The sequence below is a fragment of the Saprospiraceae bacterium genome (genome assembly GCA_016719615.1).
In the GTDB taxonomy this organism is placed as follows: domain Bacteria; phylum Bacteroidota; class Bacteroidia; order Chitinophagales; family Saprospiraceae; genus Vicinibacter.
In genome coordinates, this window is record JADJYQ010000006.1 from 405169 (window position 1) to 423496 (window position 18328).

Genomic DNA, 18328 nt, shown 5'->3' on the forward strand with positions numbered 1-18328 from the left:
AATGCCGCTGGTATTTCTCAAATATCCTATCGTAAAACATTACGCTGGAAGTGTATTTGATTTAATTGAAAGTTTCAATCAAGTAGAAGACCAGCCTACTTTGTATGAGCGACAAAATCCTAAACGATTTTATCATTTGCCTGATGATGGCAGGGGAAGGCTCATGGACTTATCTTTTTTGGATACAGAATTGTGCCCTGTTGAAATTTTTGAGGGGGTAGATTTAAATAGTGGTCCCGGCCGTGTAACATCAATCCGATCAGAAGATTCAGATTCTAAAGTCAACTTACTGCATTTATGGACGGATTCGCAAATGTTGAGCTTAAAAGATTCAGAAGACAAGCTAAAACAAATCATACAGATCATTTGGCCAGAAGATTTAGGGCTACCGGCAACCGGTTTATTGTTCGACCGAAAATATAATCATCAAATTGGTGCATCGTTGTTGACTCAATCAAATTTTAATTTTGATCTGAGTAATTTACATCCTGGGTTTTTTGAGATGCAAATTCAAAAAGAGGAAAGAATACTTTTTAGAATCACGTTCATGAAGTGTTTTCCTTTGGTTGTAATTGTTGATCAAAAGAAGCATGGCTTTTCAATTGAAAAGGCGGTATGGTGAGCAAGCTAAGAGCCTAAAGCTAAAAGCTTTGTGTGGTGGTAAATGAAGTGCATCTTTTACTTAAGAGCATACTTGCGTACCTACGGCACGCTAGGAATGATTTTCCTAATCTGCTACCAATATTTTGTCCCTACGGGACATGAATAAGATTAAAGATTAAAGAGCAATATCTTTTAACGAGTAAAGTTCAAAAAAAAATTAAAAAAAATATGTATTTATTTGAACTAACATATGTTAGTCTGTGTTGATTACTAACAGACTAACAGACTAACAGACTAACAGACTAACAGACTAACAGACTAACAGACTAACAGACTAACAGACTAACAGACAAGCAGACTTCTTCCTACAAGCCTAACAGCCAAAAAGGCAAACAGACAACTTCCTGCCTGCCCATATTTCTTACCCCACATTAAATTTACTCATCGCCCCAGATAAACCAGCAATATCGAAATATCTGAAGGTGATACGCCGCTGATGCGACTGGCTTGTCCGATGGAGTTAGGTTTGATTTTACTGAGTTTGGTTTTGGCTTCGTTGCTGAGTGCGGGAATGGCATGATAGTCAAAGTCAGCAAATAGTTTGATGTGTTCTAGGCGAGACATTTTATCGACCATTTCTTGTTCTTTTTTGATATAGCCTTCGTATTTTATCTGGATTTCTGCACTTTGTAATGATTCGTCATCAAAGGATGAAAATTCTGAAGCGATATTTGGAAGTTGCTGAAAAATGGCAGTTAAACTCACATTGGGTCTTGTAAGGATCAGGCTTAACTTTGTTTTGGTCTCGATGGGAGATGAGTCAATACTCATTAAATAAGGATTGATGTTGTCAGCAGAAAGTGAAATGCTTTGCAATAATTTGAATATTTTTGAATGATCTTCCATTTTTTGTTGCACGCGCTTCAATCGTTCGCTTACATTTTGCATCGCTAGTTTTTCGGTCATTGGCGTTAAACGAAGATCTGCATTGTCTTGTCTCAATAATATCCGGAACTCAGCTCTGGATGTAAACATTCGGTAGGGTTCTTCGGTCCCTTTGTTGACGAGGTCATCGATGAGCACTCCAATATAAGCTTCAGATCGCGACAATACGAACGACTGTTCGTCTCTTACGCGCAACGCAGCGTTAATGCCTGCAATCAATCCCTGACAGGCAGCTTCTTCATAACCTGTGGTACCGTTTATTTGACCCGCAAAGAATAGATTAGGAACTAAATGCGTTTCGAGACTCAGAGATAACTGCGTAGGTGGAAAATAATCATATTCAATGGCATATCCCGGTCTGAACATTTTTACATTTTCAAGTCCAGGTATTTTTTGTAGTGCTTTATATTGGACTTCTTCCGGAAGAGAAGAAGAAAATCCATTTAAATAAACCTCATGTGTATCCCAGCCTTCGGGTTCTATAAACAGCTGATGCCGCTCGCGTTCTGCAAAGCGTTCGATTTTATCTTCGATTGAAGGACAATAGCGCGGACCGAGGCCCTGAATTCTTCCGGAAAACATTGGACTTTTATCGAAACCTGTTTTGAGGATATCGTGGACTTCTTTGTTGGTATAACTGATATGGCAACTCAGTTGTTTGTCGGGAACATTGGTATTTAAAAAAGAAAATCGAGAAGGATATTCATCGCCGAGTTGTTCTTCGAGAATTGAATAATTGATGGTCCGACCATCCAATCGCGGAGGCGTTCCTGTTTTCATTCGCCCGCTTTCAAAACCGAGCTGTACGAGTTGCTCTGTAATTCCCGTTGCTGCATTTTCGCCAGCTCTCCCGCCACCAAATTGTTTTTCGCCAATATGAATGATACCATTTAAAAAAGTACCATTGGTAAGCACGACTGTTTTTCCTTCGATCTGCTGCCCCATACCGGTGATGACCCCGCAGGCTTTGCCATCTTTCATGAGCAGACCTTTCACCATATCCTGCCAAAAATCGATCAGCGGATGGGCCTCGAGCATATTGCGCCATTTGCGTGCAAAAAGGTTGCGGTCACTTTGTGCACGGGGGCTCCACATGGCGGGGCCTTTAGAGCGGTTGAGCATTCGGAATTGAACGCGGGTTTCATCAGTAATGATACCTGAATAACCACCCAAGGCATCAATCTCGCGAACAATCTGGCCTTTAGCAACACCGCCCATAGCTGGATTACAGGACATTTGAGCAATCGTTTGCATGTTCATCGTAATCAGCAAGACCCTGCATCCCATATTGCCGGCACTCACCGCGGCTTCGCAACCTGCGTGGCCGGCACCTACTACTATAACATCGTAATTTGCAAACATATTCGGCGGCGAAATTAACCATAATACTGCTTTTAAATGGAATTGAGACGTCTTTTACAGGATTATTGACAAATCAGCAGAAAGCTTATATTCGCAAAAAATTAATAATGAAAAGACTGGTTTATATTGTTTTTGGATTTACTTTTTGTTTTTTTTCTTGTGGAACTTCTAAAACCGTTGAATCTGATGGCTGGAAATTTATCGCTGATAAATGGGTAAATTTTGGCGTAGACAGAGATATGATTCATGTTGGAAATATTGGGGACGAATATTCAAAATTAGTGGTCCGGGTGACCGATGCTCCATTGAGAATGTACGACATGAAAGTATTTTTTGATAATGGCGGTGTACAGGATGTAGCCATTAAATCCATCATTAGGCAAGGTGGCCAGACGCGCATCATAGATTTGGACGGTGGAAAACGCAGACTTTCCAAAATTGAATTTTGGTATGAAACGAAAGGTCGTGGAAAAGGAAGATCCCGCGTAGCTGTTTGGGGAAAATAAATTGAAATTCAGCTCACAAGGGCTAGTTACTTTTCGTTCATTCTGGATAATAACATTCAAAAAATTTTTAACTTCAAAAAACCAAAACTAATATTTATGAAAAAAATATGCCTTGTTATATGCCTGTTGCATTCAGGTTTGTTCATGCTAGCGCAAGAGAAAAAACCCATATCACACGAAAGCATGTGGCTGCTGAAGCGCGTTGGTGCACCAGCCATCAGTCCGAACGGAAGCCAGTTGGTTTATTCGATTTCTGAGCCCTCATACGATGAAAAAGAGCAAGTAAGTGATCTTTGGATCATGCCGGTCAGCGGAAATAAACAAGCAAGAAGACTGACGACGGGAAAAGCGGGTGAAGGAAATTATTCCTGGAGCCCTGATGGCAAATATCTTGCATTCACAGCAAAAAGAGAAGGAGACGAAGCCGGGCAGATTTATTTATTGAATATCATGGAAGGTGGCGAAGCACAACGTTTAACACAAGTCAGTACTGGCGCTTCGGGTATCAGGTGGAGCCCTGATGGCAAAAGGATACTATTCAACAGTTCCGTATTTCCGGGATGTTTTGCAGATAGTTGCAATAAGAAAAAGATTGAAGACAAAAAGAAACAAAAATACCTTGCGAGGGTGTACACCAGTTTTCCCATTCGCAATTGGGACAAATGGAAAGATGAAAAACAAACGCATTTGTTTGTTCAACACATTGATAGCACTCAGGCCAGAGATCTCTTCCTGGATGTAAGGATTGTCAATGAAACAGGGTTCATATTAGGATCTGCCAATTGGACCAAAGATGGCAAAGATATTCTCTTTGCAGCAAGCACAGAAGGAAATACCCAGGCCTACCGGGAACCGGTCTTTCATTTGTATTCCTTATCTGTGAATGGTGGAACAGAAACAAAACTAACGGATGGTAGTTTTGAATATTCGGACCCCACCCTGAGCGATGATGGAAAATACCTGTTATGTCTTGAGAATGCGCATAATAATGGAAAGTTGTACAATCTTCCGCAATTGGTAAGATTTGACTGGCCGACCATGGAACATAAAAAATACATTTGTAAAGACCTTGACAGACCCATCCAGCAATTTACCAGTCATGGTCAAGAAATCTATCTCACAGCCGAAGACCATGGCCGGGATAAATTATTTGTATTCTCGATTCAAGGAGGAAATGCCAAATCCTTTGACCAACTAACAGTTGGTAGTTATTCCAATCTGAGTCTCAGCAATACATACCCTCCGGCCATAGTAAGCAATTGGGAATCTGTGAACAATCCTGCTGAGATCGTGCGAATTGATAAGAATGGACCACACAAGCTTTTATCTGAAGCCAATAAGTCTGGATTGGATAGTCTGAAACTATCTACATACGAGACCTTTTATTTTACCAGTAGCCGTGGAAAAAAAATCCGCAATCTGCTCGTGAAGCCAGCCAATTTTGAGGAGGGTAAAAAATATCCACTGTTTGTGGTTATCCATGGTGGACCGGCAGGAGCCTGGAAAGAAAACTGGTCATACCGCTGGAACTACCACTTATTAGCAAGTCCCGGATATGTTTTGTTATTTACCGATTATACGGGATCAACCGGATATGGAGAGAAGTTCACACAAGATATTATATTGGATCCATTCAAAGGTCCTGCAGATGAGATTAATGAAGCAGCTGCCTATGCCATTAAAAAATATGCTTTCATTGATGGCAATCTACAGGCTGCAGGCGGCGCAAGTTATGGCGGGCACCTCGCCAATTGGTTACAGGCTACGACTTCGCATTATAAGTGTCTGATCAGTCATGCGGGTTTGGTGAACAGTATTTCGCAGTGGGGTTCCAGTGATCATATTTTTGGGCGAGAACTGATGAATGGGGGCACACCCTGGTCCAATTCCAAAATTTGGAAAGAACAAAATCCGATGTATTATGCAGATCAATTCAAAACACCTATGCTAGTAACCATTGGAGAACTTGATTATCGCGTACCGGTCAACAATAGCATTGAAAATTGGAATATCTTACAGCGACAAAAAATACCTTCGAAACTCATTGTTTTTCCTGAAGAGAACCACTGGATCCTGAAAGCGGAAAACAGCCGCTTCTTTTACAAAGAACTTCATGCCTGGCTCAAAACCTATTTAAATCCATAGTGGAAATGGTTTTATGTACAGAAACATCAAAACTAACGAGTGTTCACATCGTAAGTTATGTAAGTCCTATAGGTGATTTATGGGCTGCAGCAACAGACCAAGGGATTTGTTATTTAGAATTTAAAGAAGAAGATATTCAGCGCAGACAACTGGAAGCCTTTTGTATAAAATGGGAATTGGAAGTAAAGGAGCAAACAAATGAATCCCTGGAATTGCTGGTCAAACAATTGGACGAATATTTTCACAAAACAATCAGGCAATTTGATTTACCTCTGCACTTATTGGGTACTGAATTTCAGCAAAAGGTCTGGATACAGCTGCTTCAAATCCCATTTGGACAGACCATCAGTTATGAAAAGCTATCTTTAAAAATGGAACAGCCTCTGGCGATCAGAGCTATAGCAAATGCGAATGGACAAAATCCAATTGCTATTCTTGTACCATGCCACCGCGTCATTGGAAAAGACGGATCGCTCACCGGATATGCCGGAGGGATGTGGAGGAAGCAATGGTTGTTGGAGCATGAATCAAACTTGCCCAAGCAATCTAAGTTGTTCTTTGGATAGGGTTTTGTCAATCTGGAATACCATGTTTTTTCAAATACAGGATAATCCCCCTTCAAATACAGTGTTTATCCCCTCCTGAGGCTTAAGGGCATAGAGTACATTTGATTTGTTTTACAACGATTTGCTTCATCATTAAAAGAATCCACCATGATTCAGGCTATACCCATAGGGGATCATAGTTTTATTGTATCTGACCTTCATTTGGCGGAGGGGAATCTGGACAGAGGCCGGACTTTGGGCACCGAAAATTTTTTTTCTGATACTGAGTTCTCGGAATTATTGCAACACTTACAGCAACGATTTAATGAAAGCGGCGGTACTCCATTATGCCTTATTATTAATGGTGACTTTATAGACTACATCAGGATTACTTTGATTCCGCATAGCAAAGAAAATTTTAGTGACTGGCAAAAGGAGATCCATAAAGTACAGCCACATTTTTCGATTCCTCCTAATTGTGTGAGTTCTAAAGAAAAAAAATACGGGCTTAAAACGAATAATTATAAATGCATTTGGAAATTGATGTGCTGCATGCAAGGGCACGCAGCGTTTTTTCACGCATTGAGTGTATGGGTGGGTGCGGGAAATCAAATCATCATTAATGTTGGGAATCATGACCCGGAATGGTATTGGAGCTGGCTTCAAGATTATTTTAAATTTCGTATATGGGAAATTCATGGGGCGCACATCAATCTGCGTTCGGTTTTTGAAACGAATATTGTTTTTTCGATTAAAGCATTTTCTATCTACGATAAAGTGTGGATTGATCATGGGCATAATTATGAAAAAATGACATCGATTGATCCGGATTATGAATACAATCTCGTAGCGCCGAAGCATCGTTTTTTTAATAAGAAGGAAGCACTTCGTGTAATAAACCCTAGTGAAAAAGAATTATTCATTCCATTTGGATCTTTTTTTAATAGATATCTGATCAATAAAGTAGAATTGGATTTTCCATTTGTGGATAATTTGACGGTAAAGGGAAGTATGATTAATGCATTGATAGACGAAAATTTTAAGAAGGTCTGGAATATTATAAAATCTTATGGTGGGTATGCTTACTATGTGGTCCAGAAGAACTTTCAGGAAAGTTTCCTTCGGGCTTTTTTCTGGATTGTTTTTGTTTTTATACCTCTTGTTTTGTTTGTAGTTCTTTATATCGAGCTACCCACCAATTTTATTGAAAATAGGGATACTAACTCTGTTACTTCAGGTGTTATCATAAAATACGTCAATATTGGATTAAAAGGGTTGTTGAACATTCTTATACCCATAGCTTTTCGGTTATTTTTTAAAAAGCTATTTTTCTGGTTAAAATTATCTGATCCACCTCTTTCTGAATCTGCATTAAAAGACATTGGGAAAGGAGGATCTCTGTCAGCTTTTGACTACATTGTAGTAGGGCACAATCATTATCCACAACATATTGTACAGGATGGGAAAGAATATATTAATTCAGGTACCTGGACCAGTAAATATGTTCAAAAATACGAACGCATTGAAATCGGGATTACCTACAATGTGGTCCACATAAGTTTGGATGGGCAAAGAAAAATTAATGCAGAACTCTTGGAATGGGATGCTCCTAATCGTGAATTAATTCCATTTAACAATTTTATTCCTAATCATGCAATTTAAAGTCATGAACGGAAAATGGAATGGATCTGTCGCGCTGATCTTAAGCATCATTTTGTTTATGATTTTACTACTGAATTCATGCGGATGGGTTAAGAATCTCGGATTTAATAGTGCAGATCGCGTTGGCAATAGCGTTGACCGGATTTCAGAAGAACTTTTTCCTCTTGATAGCGCAAGTCGCAAGTTAATCTTAGGATTGATATCAGGAGCCGCTGACGAAGTTTCAGTTCAAAATCTTGAAAAAGTATCTGATCGATTGATGGATACCCTTTTTGCAAAACTTGCTGTAGGATTGAAGAAATTAGATCTGGATTCTGTCGCCCGTAAAGCCATCGTTGGTGTTCGCGATGAGATTGCTTCAGATTCCGTTCAAAGATCTATAAACATCCTGCGCGTGAATCTTGAACGCGAATTGGACGCATTACTGAAGGGCTTGTTTAAGAGCTTTTCAAGCGAAGAATCCAAAAACAATATTGAAAGGGCATTTGCTTCTATATTATCTGACAACAACAAACAACTGTTAGTAGGCTTTGTATCAGCCGCCATTGATGCCATAGAGCTGGATTCATTGGGATCAGAACTCAGGTCCGGGGTATTGAACGATCAAACCAGAGATGCATTCATTCGAACAGTTATGGCTCCTATTGATGCCACATTATCTAAAATGCAAGCCATCGTAGATTCATTGGAGCAGCAAAATGAAAAATGGTGGGAAAAATATTTTTGGCAACTGATTGCAGGTATAGCTCTACTGGCGGGCATTTTGACCTGGTTGTACATCCTGCGAAGGAAGTCGTTACAAAACCAAAAGGCACTGGAAACCGAAAATACAGAGCTTAAGAAACAATTTAAATTCAATGAACAATTAAATAATATAATGATGGCAGAAATCGACCAAATCAGACAAACGGAAGCTATAGACCAACTTACAAACAGGATAAAGCAAAAAGCGATTGAGCATGGAATTGAACCGGAAGTGCATCAAAAATTGAGCCAGCTAAGAATGATAGATCGGATGAAATGGGAAGCGAAATAGCATGAATTATAATAATATGATAACATTTCAAGGCAGCAATTGAATAGATTTTTATAAACAATAAATAACGCGTATATGTCTTTCATTCATTTTTTAAAAACTAAATTATATGAAGTTTGATATCTTTAAAATTGTAACAGATCCATTATTCATTACCTATATAGGAGCCTTGTGTGGGCATATTTTATCCCTATATTCTTCAGAATTCAAAGGCGCCATTCCATTTCTGGAGAAGATGTTTCCCAATAAAACGGAAACATTTTATTTCAGGGCCAACTTTTTATTAATTCCGGTAATGGGTTGTATTCTGGCATTTCTATTATTAGATCCTGATGATATCAAAGAATCTTTATTTGCCGGTCTGAGCTGGAGCGGTACCATGATGGTCATACTTAAGAAAAATACTGGTAACTAAATTAAAAACAAATTCTTATGAATACATTTGAAATTATCATATCAGTTGGCATACTCTTGCTGCTAGTCATTTTTATATTCATTCTCATCGAAGGACCCAATACAAACTATAATATTAAGCAGGAATCCATGAAAGGAAGGGTTCATAAATATTCACCGCTGATTATTGTAGCTGCTTTATTTATCACTATTATATCTGCATATATTTTTTATACGTATAAGGATAGGAAAAAAGCAGAAACCTATTCAAATATTAAAGAAATCTACGAAAGAAAATCGGCCGAAATTGATTCGATATTAGAAACCAAGTCTATGGATAGTGCTACGGTTGCTGTTATGATTAAGGACGATTTGGATTCGCTCGTGATACAAAAGAGAAGATTGGAGGAGCTGCAGGAGGAATCAAAAACACAGACAAAATTTCTCGGAAAAACGAAGACCCTTGATTCAATTCAGATTCTGGACAGAGATTATGAAAAAAAATTTAAATATCTGGAGAAGAACAAACGCGTAAAAGTGTACAGAGCAGAACAAAAGAAGGAAGACATTAAATAATCAGTGAAGCCGATGAATCATTCACATAACAATACCATAGAGTTTTTGCCAAGCGGAAAACAATCGTACGAAAGGCGCTGGGAACTATTGGAGCTGGCAAAAGAATCCATACATATCGTGACTTTTTCATTTATGAATGATGGTACAACCAAGAAATTATTGGAAATTCTAAAGCAAAAAGCGAAAAACGGTGTCCGGATCCGCATCATATACGATGATATTGTCAACCGTACCACATTTATGACAAGAAGTTTGTCACAACTGCGCAAATACGGAATAGAAGTTTTTGGCTACAATTCATTATTAGACGGGTGGTATGTTGATCGAAAAAAGGGAAGTCCTTTTAAGCAAATCGCAATGAATATTAAATTAAAACTCAAACAACATTTTCATGAAAAGTATATGATTGTTGATAATAAGTATGTCATTCTGGGGGGCATTAACTGGGGCGATAAATATGCATTTGGAGGAATAGAGCCTAAAGCCTGGAGAGATACTGATGTCTATTTACAGGGAGATTGTGTAAGAGATATCCAACTTCAGTTTCTGAAAGACTATGAAATGCAATACGCCTGGAAAGCAAGAGATCATAAGCGATTGAAGACATACATATCGTTTTGTGAAGAATACAGACCAATTTATAAGAATGATCAGTACCATAAAGTTTTGTATCCTGAATATTTTAAAAATGCAAGTAGCTACAATGATTTCGGTAGTGTGGATATAAAATATGTCGTGCACAAGCCTTATGATCTTGCGAAATTGGATTTGACAGATCAGTTGCTTGAGAAAATCGGGAATGCCAAATCCCGCATCTACTGGGGTTGTCATGGAATCAGGCCGCCAAAAATATTTGGAGAATATTTCGCAGCAGCAGTCAAACGCGGCGTCAAAGTTGTTTTGATTACCAATTCAAAGTTATCCTCTAAAACACTTATGCTGAACGGGCTTTTAGGTTGGATGTATGTTGAGTGTACAAAGCACTTTAAGTATCTTTTACAAAATGGCATTGAGATTTATGAATGGCAGAAGGCGGGAGCTTTTCATTCGAAGAATCTGGTGATTGATGATGCCTTTTGTTCTATTGGCTCCTATAATATTGCAAATGGTTCTGCTTTTCACCATTCTGAAAGCAATGTATTGATTCAGGACAAGGCTTTTTGTGATCAGGTATTTAATCAATTTGAAGTAGATCTCCGGGATTGCAAAAAAGTTGAAATGAATGATTTTCAATTTCCAAAAGACGATGCATTTGAACGGATTATTCATGAACGAAATAAACTTATCAGGCAAGATTTATGGACAAGTTCCATTGCGCTAGATATTCAAAATCAGAGATATAAATCATTTCCTCTTTATGAATTTATCGATATTAGTTAAAACATAAGATATGAATATTTTTACATTTATTTACAACAGCTTTCTCAAATTTTTTGGAGACATTAAAGTTTTCAAATTTCCATTTTTTATATTGTACGATCCCGGGAGTTATAAAGTGAAAGGAGCTGAAGTTAGAAAGGTCCTGGATTCTGTGAAAGCCGGTGATATCCTTATCCGAGGTTATACAAACTATTTAGATGGTTTATTCATACCCGGATTTTTTAGCCATGCTGGACTTTATTTAGGCGACACGACAAACTCGCAGTTGTTTATGGCAGATGTCATTGCCAATAAATTTTACACCGGGAAACAAGCAGTTATACATTCTATGGCAGAAGGTGTATTTATGGAAGATCTGATCAGTTTTTGCAAATGCGATTTTCTCATTATCCTTCGTCGCAATCAAACCATTGAACCGCAGGTCGACATTGATTCAAGCCAAAAGATCGTTTTTGAAAAAGCGGTGAAAAACCTGGGAAAAGCGTATGATTTTAAATTTGATTTTTCAAACATTGGAAATCTTTCCTGTACGGAATTGGTATTTAATTGTTGTGACACCATTTTTCCGCTTTATGATGTCAAACTCAAACCCAGATGGATCATGCTTCGAAAAAGGAATGTGTTGATTCCGGATGATTTTGTAACCAATAAGTTTGATGTTGTTTTTAAATCGGCATCCATCCAACAAAAAAGGCTTGATAAAATATTCTTAAAAAACGCATAAGCAATTATTCTTCACTAATAAATTAAATAATATGGCCAAGCAAAATCTTAAAAAGAAGGACGTAAAGCATGTTGAAACCGAAGTGAAAATTCCGGGAGTAAAATTGAAGGACGTTTTTGATAGAAGCAAACATTCAGAAATGCTTTTGAAGCTCAGGCCGGATTTAACGCGGGATCTCGAACACATTTTAAATCATGAGGAGCAGATCATGAAAGCTTTAAAATCGGAAAAGGAAAAATTAATTTTCATGAAGAATCCTATTCAATTTTTTAAGAATGCAAAAATTGATTTAAATTTTTCGATGAAGCAAAAAATGGAGGCATTCAATTATGATGATTTTTCAAAATCAAATTCATTTGTGCTTCCCAATGGACAAACAATTTCTCCCAATATTAAAATAAGCATTAAAAATACATAAATCATGGCTGGTAATCAAACACACGGATACGATATGGTGATAGAAGTCAGTTCTCAATCACTACAAAATTTACTCTCTGCGGTATTTGACAATGATGGCTTTTTGGCCAGTTTGTTGCCTTCGAGTTTAGGAAATCTGCTTGGATTTGGAGTGAGTTTGAGTTTTGACAGACCAGCTGGAGTTCCAGCAAGTATAACAAATCCCATACAATTGCTGATTGACCTTAATCTGGCTTTAGGCTTATCGGGCACTCTGGATTTAGTAGTGGGTATGGATGTAAACAGAGATGATGCCAATCTGGATGTAGTGATTCTCGATTTTCCAAACAAACTCCATAGATGCGATTTAATTGTTACGGGATTACCTACAGTGGTGACCAATGCAGCAGCGAATGTAATTCGGAACGGCTTAGAAAATAATGCCATACCTATAATGCCGGTTCCTGTCAATAGAAGCAGCTCAAATACTTTGGACATTACTAGAGCAGATGTAAAAGTGATAGACGATAGTACGGCAACAAATAACGATGCATTGGGAATTATTTTGACTTTTGGTGGTGGTGCCGCAGGAAATCTGAATGATTTTACCAGGGCATTTGCAAGAGAAGGCGCAGGTGCTGCGGTTGCCATCAATTTTTCTTGGATTTGCAGAAATATAAGTCCAAGAATTGAACAAGGCATTGGAATCCCGGCAGGTTCATTTGCAGGTTGCAGTTTTAATGGAGAACATGAGATTCGGGATGGCGTCAAACTTACGAGTATGTCGATTCGACCGGCAGATGATTTTATACAACTTAGCGGCACTGTAACGAAGAGTGGAACCTGTTATGATGCATCAGGCACATTTTCTGCGCGCATTATGGTTGCTATTGTAGCAGGCGAATTGCGAGTCAGTTTTGAAACCGATAATCCGGATATCGATATCAGCATACCCTGGTATTGTTATTTGGGTGCCGCGGTCCTGGGTGCACTTTTGGGCGGCGTAATTTTTGGCGTACTGGGTGCAATTGTTGGAGGAGTTATTGTGCCATTGTTGATTTACATCGCAGAGTCTGTATTAGAATCAACTATTGAAAACGTTACGCAGGAAGTAACGGATGCCATTAATAGTATTGAAGATATTAATGTAAGGCTGGTAGGCGTAGAAAATATTCTCGATACAGCCTTTATTGATGATATGACCGTCGGTTATAACATGTATCCTAAAGAATATTGGCCGGTAAAAGCGGAAGGGACCGTGAGGCTCAAGCCGGGAGATTATCTGGATTTTGATAATGGCATTGTAAAGCATGAGAATTTTGGGGGCGCAGATATTAAATTAACAGGAGAAGCGCAGTCGCGAAAAATAGAAATCTTATGTGGAACTTCTTGTTCTGTAGGCGGTATATCAAAGGCCTTTCAATATATTCGTCGCTATGATTTGTTGATGCGCAATTATGGAATATTGGGCGAATTGCCCCTGCATCATTTTGCGCAATACATTCCATTACCATTTATTCAAGATGATTATTACGAAACAAAGATCATTTATGCCTACAAAACCTCAGATGGAGCTTTCGGATTTTTTCAGGTAAGCAGTATCAATGATACTGATTTTGTTTTGAGGTATAAAACCTATAAAACATCAGTTCACCGGCTTGATATTTTGGGAAGTTTTAAATGCAGGAGTTTTGAACTGGACAAATCTAAACTAAAATTGGAGTCCATATCATTTACGGATGCAAAAATGATCAATAGCCATTTAAAGAATCATTTGAATGATTTCCAGAATGTGCGCGTGAATAACCCAGAAGTGGAGAAACTGAAATTGATCAGATCCCCATTGCAGGCTTCGAGGCAAGTTCAGGAAAGTAATACAGCAAAAGATGATGCTCAGATACTTAAATACAATAGAGTTGTTGGGAACTGGAAAGGGATTTATTTTCAGGACAGAGAACTTAAAACGGGAATTTTTAAAGCAAAAATTACCGGAAACGTCAAAGTAAATATATGTACCTGGATTGTGGATCAAAACGTATTGGGGCAAAATGCGGAAGGGAAAATAAAGATCAAAAATCAGGATTTCAACTATACGACAAAAGACCAGACGCTAAGCCTTTCTTCAAAATCTGCAGCCGACATTGAAGTCCCCATTAAAATTTTAATTGTATTTGAAAACGGTGAAACGGACCAACTGATCCGCTGTGTTTCTTATAGCAATAAATGCAGGATCGTGAAAAGAGTGACTCCTAAGTTTGAAGAATTTTTGAATGAGTTTGATAAAAATTTCGGGGTGGTGATGCTAAGATGAACGACTGTTAGTTTTCTTTAATTTAGTGCTCTTTAATAAATCGGGTCTTCAGATAACTCATTCTGAAGACCCAATTAAGAAACCGCAAAATGAAATATTTAACTTTAAATTGACGATCATATGATACCAATTTTAAATTTGAGAGCTTACACGGCTTGGGATCCATTAGATGGACTATCTAATGTTAAGAGAACTATACTGCATATGATTGTTTGCAGCTGCATAACGGTAAGTATGATTATTTTGATAGATTCCGTTTTTCATATTGTTTTTTTTAAAAGCCTGTGCTGGCAAATTGCGGAAGTATTTATGTTTGGAGTGTTATATGCCTTGATCATCATTAACACCAGGAAATCAAGTTCAATATTTCATTTCTTGATAATACTCGTTCCGCTCTACATTGGAGATCTTTATTTGGAAACTCATTACATGAGGAGTTTTGATGAAAGAGCAATTTGGAATTATTACCACGGGAGTTTTATATATAATTTTGAACAGGTACCCTTGCGATTTTTAATAACGTTATCATTCGATGGATTACTCATGGGGCCGCTATGTTTATGGATATCTCGTATGATAGCTTCATTTATGGTATCAAGGACCGGGACCCATTACGACGAAAATTATCACCGGTTATTTAATGAAGAGCGCACTAAGGACATCCCGATAGCATTGCCAAAGCGCGTTCAATTGTGGCAATCAGGTGGCACAAAGAATTTTTTATCAAAGATTGATTTTGATTTTTGGATCTTGAGAATTCTGGGTATTTTTTTTCTAATTTATCTGGGAATCCTTCTGGTCGGTTCGGTGGGTACTGTTTCAATGGCAAGTGCGGACCTGATTTGGCCAGAACAATTGGCAAAATTGATTACAGATACCTATGCCAATGCATTCCATCAAACGCATACCATTGGTAAAATCAGCAATTTTATTTTGCTGGCCATGACGGCAGCTTTTCATACAGGAATTCGATATTTAGCCTTGCGTATATTTATGTTGGGCAATCTAGTAGCAGCCATTTGCTCCTTTTACTTATATTACTTTAGTAGTGGTGAAGAATTTTTATTTCAATCGGGAATTGCGGATAGCCTTGTCACGCTCTTGAGTTTTATTCTCTATTTGCGCAGTAAGAAAGATTTTGACAAGAAATTTGTGGAGCAGAAGTACAAATCCAAAGATGCAACCATCGCGGAGCGGTTGTTAATGTATAGCTATTTATTTGTCAGCATCGTCTTTGTTGTTTTAATGATATTATTGGTTGGAGGATTTTTATTGGGAGCATTTCAGGAAGGCTTTTTTGAAAAATGGTTTGCGCTTATCCGCTTACCTGAAGCTATGTTATTGAATTCCATCACCTTTGCATTTACTTCTGCTATGTTAGCTTATTATTGTTATCGCTATAAGGCTGCAAGGAGTATTCTGACACATAATCTCACGGACCCGATACTTTACAGCACGATTGCAGCAGGTATATGGTCTGTATTTTTTTATGTAAATTCTTTAGAAGATCCTGCATATTTAAAGATATATCTTTTGATCTTTAGTTTATTGGGGATTAAGATGATTTGGCTCATTCGCAAGGCCAGGAGTTTATATTACAATATGGATTTTCAAATAACATGTCTGCATCCATCCGAAGCAGACACTGCTCAAGCAGCCGTGACAACTATTTATGGTTTGGATAATGTCAATGCACTATCTGCAGTAAGAAAAATTGACAATTTTATTGCAAATATCAAAGGACGAAAACGTGGACTCATCAACTTTCCATTTTTTATTTTGGAAAATATTTTGTGTTCACTAATGGCATTGCGCCCAAGATTTTCTTCGATGGGATTAGATGAGCGAGCTTATTTTTTACAAAAATACATTTTGAGAAAACCTGCTGATGTAGGAAAAGCATTTATTCCGGCATTTGCAAACGTGGCCAATAAAATTGGAATTTCTATCAAAGCCATAACGTCCCTATCTTTTTTGTCGACAACTGAAGGCAGGGCTTTTGTAGAATATATTGAGCCGGAACGGCGGGACAGATATGCGACAGATACTCAGTTTTCTCCCGCTCCATTTGATATAGTTCCCAAGCTCCCTGAAAATGAAACGGATCCTTTAAACTTTCGCCCAACGGAAACGATCCCACAGAAAACACTTCAGGCAAAGCGAATCAGTACATCTGCAGGTGAAAATAATTTTAAAGACAATTATGATTATATCATTATTGGATCCGGAGCGGCAGGAGCGGTTATGGCATATCGGCTTGCTTCTGATGAAAAAATTGATCCACAAAGAATTTTAGTAGTAGAAAGAGGAAGTCGGCTTTCGAGACATACAGAAATGAATGACGATGAAATGGAAATGCTGGCAAGCTTGTATAAAGAAGGAGGATTGCAGCAGACCAAGAAATTTGATATGGTAGTGCTGCAAGGAGAAACTTTAGGAGGAACAACAGTCATCAATAATGCGGTGTGTTTGCAGATACCCGATGAGATGAAACTAAGCTGGCAAAAGGATTATGGTTTGTCACTAGAAAATATCCAATTGCATTACGATAAGATTAGGGCAGAAATCAACATACATCCAATTGACACAAATGCCATCAATCAAAAGGTAAGAGCCAAATTTATGGATGGAGTCCATGCATTCAATGCAAAAAATGAAAATGTCTTATCCATGATAGACCCGCTCGAAGTTAATGCCCGATTTGAAGACGGAGACGGATTATGGAACCTCGGCAATAAAAGAGGAAAGAAACTTTCGATGGATGAAACCTATATACCTTGGGCTGAGCGCAAAGGCGTTGACATTCTCACCAATGCAAATGCTTTAAAATTTATCACGGGCTCAGAAGATGGTTCAAATCTTGGAAACAGGAGCGCAAAAAGCGTCTTGATTCAACTTCAGGATGGAACCGTGGAAATTAAAATTAATAAAAAACTGGTGATTTGTGGCGGTTGCATTGCATCGACACATTTTATTATGAGAAGCACAGAAGACCGTTTTAAAAATGATGCGGTAGGTAAAAATCTCGCGTGCAATTACGCCTTTCCATTTGCATTTGAATTTGAGGATGAACTGAAGGCTTACGACGGTACGCAAATAACTTTAGGGGCATTGCACAAAACAAAACAATATGTTTTTGAAACTTATTTTAATCCGCCAGCTGCTTTTGCCATTACACTACCCTTTAATTTTGAAACGCACAGAGATGTTTTGAAGCATTATAAATATTATTTAAATTTTGGGATATTATTAGGATCTTCTAACGTAGGGCGCATCGATAAGAAATATGACCCTATCACAGGTCGTGCATTTGAGTTTGATTTAAGTTCTTCAGATGATCTGAAACGAATTAAAGCAGCTATGAGAAATATGATTGAGCTAGGAAAATGTGCTGGTGCGAAATCGGTCATAATTCCATTCAATCCCGGAATGCGAATTGAATTCTCCGATGAAGCAAGTTATCATAAGTTTTTAAATGATTTTGATGACTATGAACTCAGACAAGCAGACCTTATATTAAGTACTGCACATCCACAAGGTGGAAATTCGATGATAGGCAAAAGCTCATTACAAGGTGTTGTTGGTACAGATTTTCGTTTGAATGGATTTGAGAATGTATATGTAGCTGATGCTTCCATTTTTCCATCCAGTATAGGAGTTAATCCGCAGTGGACGATTATGGCATTGAGTTCAATTGCTTCAGAATACGTACGAAAGGAAATTTGAAATGTATTTTATTCCATA

The 18328-nt window shown here is 38.1% G+C and carries 14 protein-coding genes; 13 read left to right on the forward strand and 1 reads right to left on the reverse strand.

The window, feature by feature from the left end; all coding sequences use genetic code 11:
* Position 1 precedes the first annotated feature (1 nt).
* Positions 2-622 carry a hypothetical protein gene (locus tag IPM92_14320; GenBank protein ID MBK9109507.1) on the forward strand — a complete coding sequence of 207 codons (621 nt, stop codon included), beginning with the start codon at positions 2-4 and terminating at the stop codon, positions 620-622.
* Between the two features lie 422 nt (positions 623-1044).
* On the opposite strand, the gene mnmG is transcribed toward IPM92_14320, so the two are convergent.
* Positions 1045-2910: a tRNA uridine-5-carboxymethylaminomethyl(34) synthesis enzyme MnmG gene (gene mnmG / locus IPM92_14325; protein ID MBK9109508.1), complete on the reverse strand. Its 1866-nt coding sequence runs from the start codon at positions 2908-2910 to the stop codon at positions 1045-1047.
* 107 nt (positions 2911-3017) lie between these two features.
* Between mnmG and IPM92_14330 the strand changes: the two genes are divergently transcribed.
* The 12 genes from IPM92_14330 (at position 3018) to IPM92_14385 (ending at position 18310) form a co-directional block, all read left to right on the forward strand.
* Positions 3018-3416 carry a hypothetical protein gene (locus IPM92_14330; protein MBK9109509.1) on the forward strand — a complete coding sequence of 133 codons (399 nt, stop codon included), beginning with the start codon at positions 3018-3020 and terminating at the stop codon, positions 3414-3416.
* Positions 3417-3512: 96 nt separating this feature from the next.
* The gene (locus IPM92_14335; GenBank protein ID MBK9109510.1) at positions 3513-5561 is read left to right on the forward strand and encodes a S9 family peptidase; all 2049 of its coding nucleotides are present in this window, start codon (positions 3513-3515) and stop codon (positions 5559-5561) included.
* Positions 5562-5566: 5 nt separating this feature from the next.
* Complete coding sequence (locus IPM92_14340; protein MBK9109511.1) at positions 5567-6127, forward strand: methylated-DNA--[protein]-cysteine S-methyltransferase; 561 nt, start codon at positions 5567-5569, stop codon at positions 6125-6127.
* A gap of 147 nt (positions 6128-6274) precedes the next feature.
* On the forward strand, positions 6275-7768 hold the full coding sequence (locus tag IPM92_14345) for a hypothetical protein (GenBank protein MBK9109512.1): 1494 nt from the start codon (positions 6275-6277) through the stop codon (positions 7766-7768).
* On the forward strand, positions 7758-8804 hold the full coding sequence (locus IPM92_14350) for a hypothetical protein (GenBank protein ID MBK9109513.1): 1047 nt from the start codon (positions 7758-7760) through the stop codon (positions 8802-8804). The genes IPM92_14345 and IPM92_14350 overlap by 11 nt, the downstream gene beginning before the upstream one ends.
* A 109-nt stretch (positions 8805-8913) precedes the next feature.
* Entirely contained in the window at positions 8914-9219 is a 306-nt protein-coding gene (locus tag IPM92_14355) for a hypothetical protein (GenBank protein ID MBK9109514.1), read from the forward strand.
* 17 nt (positions 9220-9236) lie between these two features.
* Entirely contained in the window at positions 9237-9773 is a 537-nt protein-coding gene (locus tag IPM92_14360) for a hypothetical protein (GenBank protein ID MBK9109515.1), read from the forward strand.
* A gap of 12 nt (positions 9774-9785) precedes the next feature.
* Positions 9786-11153 (forward strand): phosphatidylserine/phosphatidylglycerophosphate/cardiolipin synthase family protein, encoded by a 1368-nt coding sequence (locus IPM92_14365; protein MBK9109516.1) that lies wholly within the window; start codon positions 9786-9788, stop codon positions 11151-11153.
* Between the two features lie 10 nt (positions 11154-11163).
* Positions 11164-11877, forward strand: a complete 714-nt coding sequence (locus tag IPM92_14370) for a hypothetical protein (protein MBK9109517.1) — start codon at positions 11164-11166, stop codon at positions 11875-11877.
* 31 nt (positions 11878-11908) lie between these two features.
* Positions 11909-12295: a hypothetical protein gene (locus IPM92_14375; protein ID MBK9109518.1), complete on the forward strand. Its 387-nt coding sequence runs from the start codon at positions 11909-11911 to the stop codon at positions 12293-12295.
* A 3-nt stretch (positions 12296-12298) separates the two neighbouring features.
* A complete protein-coding gene (locus IPM92_14380) occupies positions 12299-14584 on the forward strand; it encodes a hypothetical protein (protein MBK9109519.1) in 2286 nt (761 codons plus the stop codon).
* Between the two features lie 120 nt (positions 14585-14704).
* A complete protein-coding gene (locus IPM92_14385; GenBank protein ID MBK9109520.1) occupies positions 14705-18310 on the forward strand; it encodes a GMC family oxidoreductase in 3606 nt (1201 codons plus the stop codon).
* Positions 18311-18328: the final 18 nt, after the last annotated feature.